Source organism: Granulicoccus phenolivorans DSM 17626 = NBRC 107789 = JCM 15570 (assembly GCF_000423085.1).
Taxonomy (GTDB): Bacteria; Actinomycetota; Actinomycetes; order Propionibacteriales; family Propionibacteriaceae; genus Granulicoccus; species Granulicoccus phenolivorans.
In genome coordinates, this window is sequence record NZ_AUHH01000067.1 from 1 (window position 1) to 6,056 (window position 6,056).

Sequence of the window (6,056 nt, forward strand, 5' to 3'; positions counted from 1 at the left end):
TGAGCAACCGCTGCAGCGCCTGCGGATGGCCGTGCTGATGACCCCGGGGATGGCCAACTTCTCGGGGAATGTCCACGGGGGCGCGATCCTGAAGCTGCTCGACGAGGTGGCCTACGCCTGCGCCAGCCGGTACGGCGGCCACTATGCGGTCACCCTCTCGGTGGACCAGGTCATCTTCCGCGAACCGATCCACGTCGGCGAACTGGTCACCTTCGCCGCCTCGGTCAACTACACCGGCCGCACCTCGATGGAAGTCGGCATCCGGGTCACCGCCGAGGACATCCAGACCCGCAAAGTCCGCCACACCAACTCCTGCTACTTCACCATGGTCGCGATGAAGGACGGCAGACCCGTCCCCGTCCCCCCGTGGGAACCGAAAACCCCCAAAGAGATCCAACGCTGGCACACCGCCAAGGCCCGCAAACAACTCCGGATCGAGATGCAATCGCGGATGGACGCGCTGAGCACGAAGGAACCCGAGACCGGGGCGCCGAGCCAGGACATCATCGGTAGCCCGGACGAACCGGAGTGAGGCCCGCGGTCGGCCCGGCGGTCACCCGAGCAGGCCGACGAAGTCCCGGCCGCGGCCCAGTTCGATCACCCGGGTGTCGATCCAGTCCCAGGTGACCAGCCGGTCGGCCGGGGCGGCCGCGGTGGCGTACACCGCGGCGCGCTCGCCCCAGCCGATCAGGCTGCCGTCGCGATCGATCGCGACCGTGCCGGTGTGCCAGGCGAAACTGGTGTCCAGGTCCAGTGGCGCGGGACCGGCCAGCACCTGCGGTTCCCAGTAGCCGGTCACGCTCGGGTCGGCCGACAGCCGCTGCGCGTTGTTCGCGCCCCAGCCCCACAGCGCCTCCCCGGCCAGGGCGAAGCCGCTGACGCCGTCGTTGACGATCACGCTGGGACTGCGCACCCCGGGCAGGTCGGTCGGGCCGATCACCTGCCCGGGGTCCGCGCGTACGCCCAGGCAGAAGTAGTCATTGGCCCGGCCGAGCACCCGGACCGCTCCGGCACCGGTGACGACATAGGCCAGTTCGGGCCCGGCAAAACAGGCCCGGGCGTCGCTGACCCCCGGGATCGGCGCGCCCCGGGCGCCGGTCTCCACTCCGGGCAGCGTGCCGAGGGCCCAGGCCCGGCCGTCGCTGCCGACCGCGACCAGGGTGGGGTCGGCGGCGCCTGGTGGACGCTGAAGTCGACGAGTTCGCCGGCGTCGGGGAGCACCCGGTCGGACTGCCGGGGGTGGCCGTCGATCAGTTCGGTGACCCGGAGGTGCCCCGCATCGTCGAGGTAGTACAGGGAGGGCCGGGTCGAGCCCGGTGGCCCGGCGATCGCCGCCGAGCGGGCGCGCAGTTCGACGCGGCCCGCGTGGGTCACCACCTGGTGGCTCTGCCCGGACCGGGCACACCCGGCCAGCGCCCCGGTGAGTCCGGCCGCTCCCAGCGCCAGGCCGGCCTGCAGGAATGTCCGCCGTCGCATGTGCCCCCTGGGTGTGGTCGTCGAAGCCTCGCCGTCGCCCCCAGCTTCTCACCGGGCGCCGGGTACGGGCCGCAGGGGCGGTTCGGGGGCGTCGGCCCGGGGCAGGCAGCTCAGCCCAGGGTCGCCCGCAGGGCCGGCAGGGAATGCTCCGCACCGGCAATCAGCACGAGTACCACCCGGGCCCCGGTGAGCCGGCCGGTCTCCGACCAGGTCTCGCCGGTCGGAAAGGCCCGGCGAGCGACGAACCGATCCGCCGAGGCGTCCAGCTCGGTCACCGCGATCGGGGCGCCCGGCTGGCTGCAGGCCCGCAACTGGTCGGTGTAGGCCTGCCACCACGCGGCAGCATCGGCCGGGCTCGCAAACTCCAGCGCGAGACCGTTGCCCGGGCGGCCCTGCGGGTCGGCGTACGTGGCGGCCAGGGCGTACGCCGCGGCCGGCGGTGTGTTCCGGGTCGTCGCGCAGGCCGGGATCGCCTCCCGGGACTGGGCGACCGGGTCGACGGCATGGACCCAGGTGCCGTTCGGGTTGTACTCACCCTCCTGGGCCTCCCCGACCGTCGCCGCGAAGCCGAGCACCGGATTGGGCAGCACGCTCTGGTTGAGCGGTCCGGCCGCGGTCGGGTCGGGGACCCCGGGGCTGTGTCGCGGAGCATCCGGCGCGGACCCGGTCGGTGGGGGCGGCTGCTGGACGGTCACCGGCGGCTCGGCCGGGACGGTGGCGGTCGGCTGGGAACCCGACGGGGTGGGCCCGTTCCCCGGGCTGCTCGGGGTACAGGCGGTCAGGACCGCCAGGACGGCCAGCGTGGCCAGGGCCGGGCGCACGCTCATTGGATCTCGAAGTGCTGATAGTCCCGGTTGGCCCACCAGCCGCCCCAGAAGAAGCCCTGATTGATCATCCCGCCCGACATCGCGTCCGATCCGTTCATCATGCCCGGCTCGTTCAGCGAGCGGTCGATGTACCGCGTCCCGTTGGAGGGCCACCAGCGGGTGCCGTCGAAATAGGGATTCTGCACGGTGTTGATGTCGACGGCCCGGCCGTAGGAGTGCGGGCTGAGCCGGTAGGGGTTGCCGACCACGGTGCGGCAGTTGAACCCGGAGGTGTTGTTCTCATACATCGACGTCGGATCATCGCCCTGGTAGACGTCGGGGTTGACCATCTTGTTGATCGGGAAGGAGGCCCGGTTGGCACTGTCGAAGGCGTTGATGATCTTGTCGGTGGTGTCCCAGCGGATCACCATCAGGCCCCGCTTGATCCAGCCGTCGTAGCCCAGGTAATTCATCTGAACCACCCGGAGCTGATCGGGACCGACCGGGCAGCCGGCGCGGTAGGTGTAGACGACATCGCCGGAGGTGGCGTTACGGACCGTCGGTTCGGTCCAGGGCCGGGTCCGGAACTGCCCGGGGGTATAGATCAGCTGGCCGTGTTCGAAGTTCTGCTTCCAGGCATTCCCCTCGTAGAACTCATCGCTGATCGGGCCGCCGAGGTCGCCCAGTTCCCAGTTGTGCCGGGCGTACTCGACGCGGAGGGCGCCCCAGCTGGTCCAGGTGCCCAGGCCGTCGCGGTAGTAGATCGCACCGCCGGCGAAGTTCTGCACCCACTGGCCCCACTGGGTCTGGAACTCCCCGCCGGTGGGCAGCCCGAGCCGCCCCCAGTCCCAGCCGACACTGGCGTACTTGTCCAGGATCGCGCCCTGGACCACCTGCACCCCGTAGGCCGGGGACCAATAGATCAGGCCGTTCTCGAAGTCCTGGACCCAGGCGCCCTGGACGACCGGCTTCTCGTCGGTGACCGGGAGCCCGAGTCGGCCGCCCTCGGCGCCGCGGGCCCGGTAGCCCTCACCGATTCCGCCCCAGGTGACCAGGCCGCCGCGGCCCTCGATGAAGTAGATCTCGCCGCCGGCGAAACGCTGTTTCCAGACTCCGGCGCGCAGTTGCTGTTCATCGGCCAGCGGGATGCCGAGTCGGCCGTTGTGCCGATCCAGGCTGCCGTACTTGCCGTAGATGCCGCCGGCCACCGCGGTGACCCCGGTGCTCGGGGTCCAGTAGAGGGCGCCGCGCTGATAGTCCCGGGCCCGGCCGCCGGAGATGTCGTACTCCGCGGTGACCGGGGCGCCGAGGAAGGAGTTGGGACCGCCGAGTTCGGCGTACCGACGGTCGATCTCGCTGTCGGCCAGCGGGGTCGCCGTCGGCGTCGCGGTCGGGGTGGGCGTCGGCGTCGCGGTCGGGGTCGGGCTCGCGGTCGGGGTGGGGCTCGCGGTCGGGGTCGGGGTCGGGCCGCCCGTCGGCGTGGCCGTCGGCGTGGGGGTGGGCGTCGGGCTCGCGCTGGGTGTCGGCGTGGGAGTCGCGGTGGGAGTGGGTGTTGCCGAGGCGGCCGGGGTGACGGTGGGTTCGGCCACCGCCGGTGCGGCCACGACCAGGGTGAGTGCCACGGCGGCGACGACGATCGACTGCACGGTGCGCGAAGTACGCATCCAAGATCCTTTCGGGTCCGGGCGCGCGCAGATTCCTACCGGCGGCGCCACCTCATTGGATCGCAGATCAGCCGCGAATGCCAGGAATTCAGAAGGTTTTGGCCCCCGCGTTCGGAGGGGGCCGAAGCCGCCGCCGGGGCCTGTGCTTCGATGCGTGCATGACCAATCGACCCGTTCGCATCGGCGTCCAATTGCAGCCCCAGCACGCCGAGTACGCCCAGATTCGCGATGCCGTCCGGCGCGCCGAGGAGCTCGGTGTCGATGTGGCGTTCAACTGGGACCATTTCTATCCGCTCTACGGCGACCAGGACGACAAGCATTTCGAGTGCTGGACGATGCTCGGCGCCTGGGCGGAACAGACCAGCCGGGTCGAAATCGGCGCGCTGGTGACCTGCAACTCCTATCGCAATCCCCAGTTGTTGGCCGATATGGCCCGCACCGTCGACCACATCAGCAACGGCCGGTTGATCCTGGGCATCGGCGCCGGCTGGTTCGAGCGGGACTACACCGAATACGGCTTCGAGTTCGGTACGCCGGGCTCCCGACTGGCCGCCCTCGGCGAGGCCCTGCCGGCGATCAAGGACCGCCTGGCCAAGCTGACCCCGGCGCCGACCCGGAACATCCCGGTGCTGATCGGCGGTGGCGGAGAGAAGAAGACGCTGCGCCTGGTGGCTCAGTACGCCGACATCTGGCACTCCTTCGCCACCGGCGACGAGCTGACCCACAAGCTGGAGGTGTTGCGCGGCCACTGCGACCGCGTGGGCCGCGACTTCACCGAGATCGAGATCTCTGCCCCGGTCGGGCGCGGCCACGAACACGACCCCGCCGCGGTCGCGCACCGGGCGCAGGACCTGGCCGATCAGGGAGTGAGCCTGCTGACCGTCTCGATCGGCGGGCCCGACTACGACCTGGGCGTCCTGGAGGCGGCACTGGCCTGGCGCGACGGGCGCTGAGCCGGGCCGGGCCCTGCCCGGAGCGCCGCGGGGGTCAGGCCGCCGGCGCGGTCGGAGTGAGCCGCAGCAGGAGGACCGACACGTTGTCCGGGGCGCCGTTGGCATAGGCCAGGTCGGTCAGGGCGTGCGCCGGCCCGGCCAGATCCGCGCCCAGGTCGGCGAGCTCGGCGGCGATCATGGGGTGCTCGACGTAGTCGTGCAACCCGTCGCTGCACAGCAGCAGGGTGAGCGGCTCATTGGGTTCGTGTTCACGCAGGACCGGGTCGTGACCGGGACTGCCGAAGGCCTGGGTGAGGAACTCCCGCTGGGCCACCGGGTCCTCGGTGCGATGCGGCTCGGTGAGCAGGTCCAGGCCCTCGGCGATCCGGAACGCCAGCGAATCCCCGGAATGGAACAGCACGTACCGGGCGGGTTCGACGAGCACCCCGACCCCGGTGGTGCCCAGGCCCCGCACCGCGGGTATCAGTTCCCCGATCGCGGCCACGAGTTGGTTGGTCTCCTGGAGCGTGTCGATCAGCCCGGCGGTGGTCCGGTCGAGCAGCGCGTTCTGGGCCAGGCTGCCGGCGGCGACGTGGGAGGCGATCTCCCCGCCGGCGTGGCCCCCGAGCCCGTCGAAGACGCCGAACAGGGCGAATCCGTCGGTGAGGTCGCGTTCCCCGGCGAGCGCGGTATCGCGATGGGAGACCCACCCGTCGGCCAGGATCGCATCCTCGTTGTGGTCGCGCACGAGCCCGGTCCGCGTCACTGCGGCGTACTGAATCTTCACTGACGGCCCTTCTGCCGATTCTCGGCCGGGTCGGGGAGGCCCTGCCTGTCCCTGCACGGTAGTACGCCTGCCCGGGCCCTGGAACGCACAATGGGCCCCGGAACGCACAAGGGGCCCCGGAACGCACAAGGGGCCCCGGAACGCACAAGGGGCCCCGGAACGCACAAGGGGCCCCGGAACGCACAAGGGGCCCCGACCATCGGTCGGGGCCCTGCAGGTTGTGCGCGAGAGAGGATTTGAACCTCCACGTCCCAAGGGACACTGGCACCTGAAGCCAGCGCGTCTGCCGTTCCGCCACTCGCGCGCCGCCTCAACGAGGCAACCGGAGTACCTTAGCACGACATACCGGCTCCGATGCAAATCGGGGTCAGCGGCCCTGCCTCAGCACGTT

The 6,056-nt window shown here is 71.0% G+C and carries 6 protein-coding genes and 1 tRNA gene; 2 read left to right on the forward strand and 5 right to left on the reverse strand.

Annotation, left to right across the window (positions count from 1 at the left end):
• On the forward strand, positions 1 to 532 hold a 532-nt coding region (locus tag G531_RS23660), incomplete at its 5' end, for an acyl-CoA thioesterase (RefSeq protein ID WP_211221897.1).
• Positions 533 to 553: 21 nt separating this feature from the next.
• On the opposite strand, the gene G531_RS0117095 is transcribed toward G531_RS23660, so the two are convergent.
• The 3 genes from G531_RS0117095 to G531_RS24900 form a co-directional block, all read right to left on the reverse strand.
• The gene (locus G531_RS0117095; RefSeq protein ID WP_026928146.1) at positions 554 to 1,105 is read right to left on the reverse strand and encodes an RCC1 domain-containing protein; all 552 of its coding nucleotides are present in this window, start codon (positions 1,103 to 1,105) and stop codon (positions 554 to 556) included.
• 481 nt (positions 1,106 to 1,586) lie between these two features.
• Entirely contained in the window at positions 1,587 to 2,303 is a 717-nt protein-coding gene (locus G531_RS0117100; protein WP_026928147.1) for a hypothetical protein, read from the reverse strand.
• Positions 2,300 to 3,946 (reverse strand): M15 family metallopeptidase, encoded by a 1,647-nt coding sequence (locus G531_RS24900; RefSeq protein ID WP_051215660.1) that lies wholly within the window; start codon positions 3,944 to 3,946, stop codon positions 2,300 to 2,302. Before G531_RS24900 ends, G531_RS0117100 begins: the two co-directional genes overlap by 4 nt.
• 158 nt (positions 3,947 to 4,104) lie before the next feature.
• Here G531_RS24900 and G531_RS0117110 point away from each other — a divergent pair, with 158 nt between their 5' ends.
• The gene (locus tag G531_RS0117110; protein ID WP_026928148.1) at positions 4,105 to 4,899 is read left to right on the forward strand and encodes an LLM class F420-dependent oxidoreductase; all 795 of its coding nucleotides are present in this window, start codon (positions 4,105 to 4,107) and stop codon (positions 4,897 to 4,899) included.
• A gap of 34 nt (positions 4,900 to 4,933) precedes the next feature.
• Here the strand turns inward: G531_RS0117110 and G531_RS0117115 are convergent, their stop codons facing one another.
• Both G531_RS0117115 and G531_RS0117120 read right to left on the reverse strand, forming a co-directional pair.
• Entirely contained in the window at positions 4,934 to 5,665 is a 732-nt protein-coding gene (locus G531_RS0117115) for a PP2C family protein-serine/threonine phosphatase (protein ID WP_026928149.1), read from the reverse strand.
• 221 nt (positions 5,666 to 5,886) lie between these two features.
• Positions 5,887 to 5,969: transfer RNA gene (locus tag G531_RS0117120), tRNA-Leu, on the reverse strand.
• Between the last annotated feature and the right edge of the window lie 87 nt (positions 5,970 to 6,056).

What these genes read in the sequence shown, in the direction of transcription:
- G531_RS0117110 (WP_026928148.1), top strand. Translation starts at nt 4,105, where the DNA reads ATGACCAATCGACCCGTTCGCATCGGCGTCCAATTGCAGCCCCAGCAC.
- G531_RS0117100 (WP_026928147.1), bottom strand. Translation starts at nt 2,303, where the DNA reads ATGAGCGTGCGCCCGGCCCTGGCCACGCTGGCCGTCCTGGCGGTCCTG.
- G531_RS24900 (WP_051215660.1), bottom strand. Translation starts at nt 3,946, where the DNA reads ATGCGTACTTCGCGCACCGTGCAGTCGATCGTCGTCGCCGCCGTGGCA.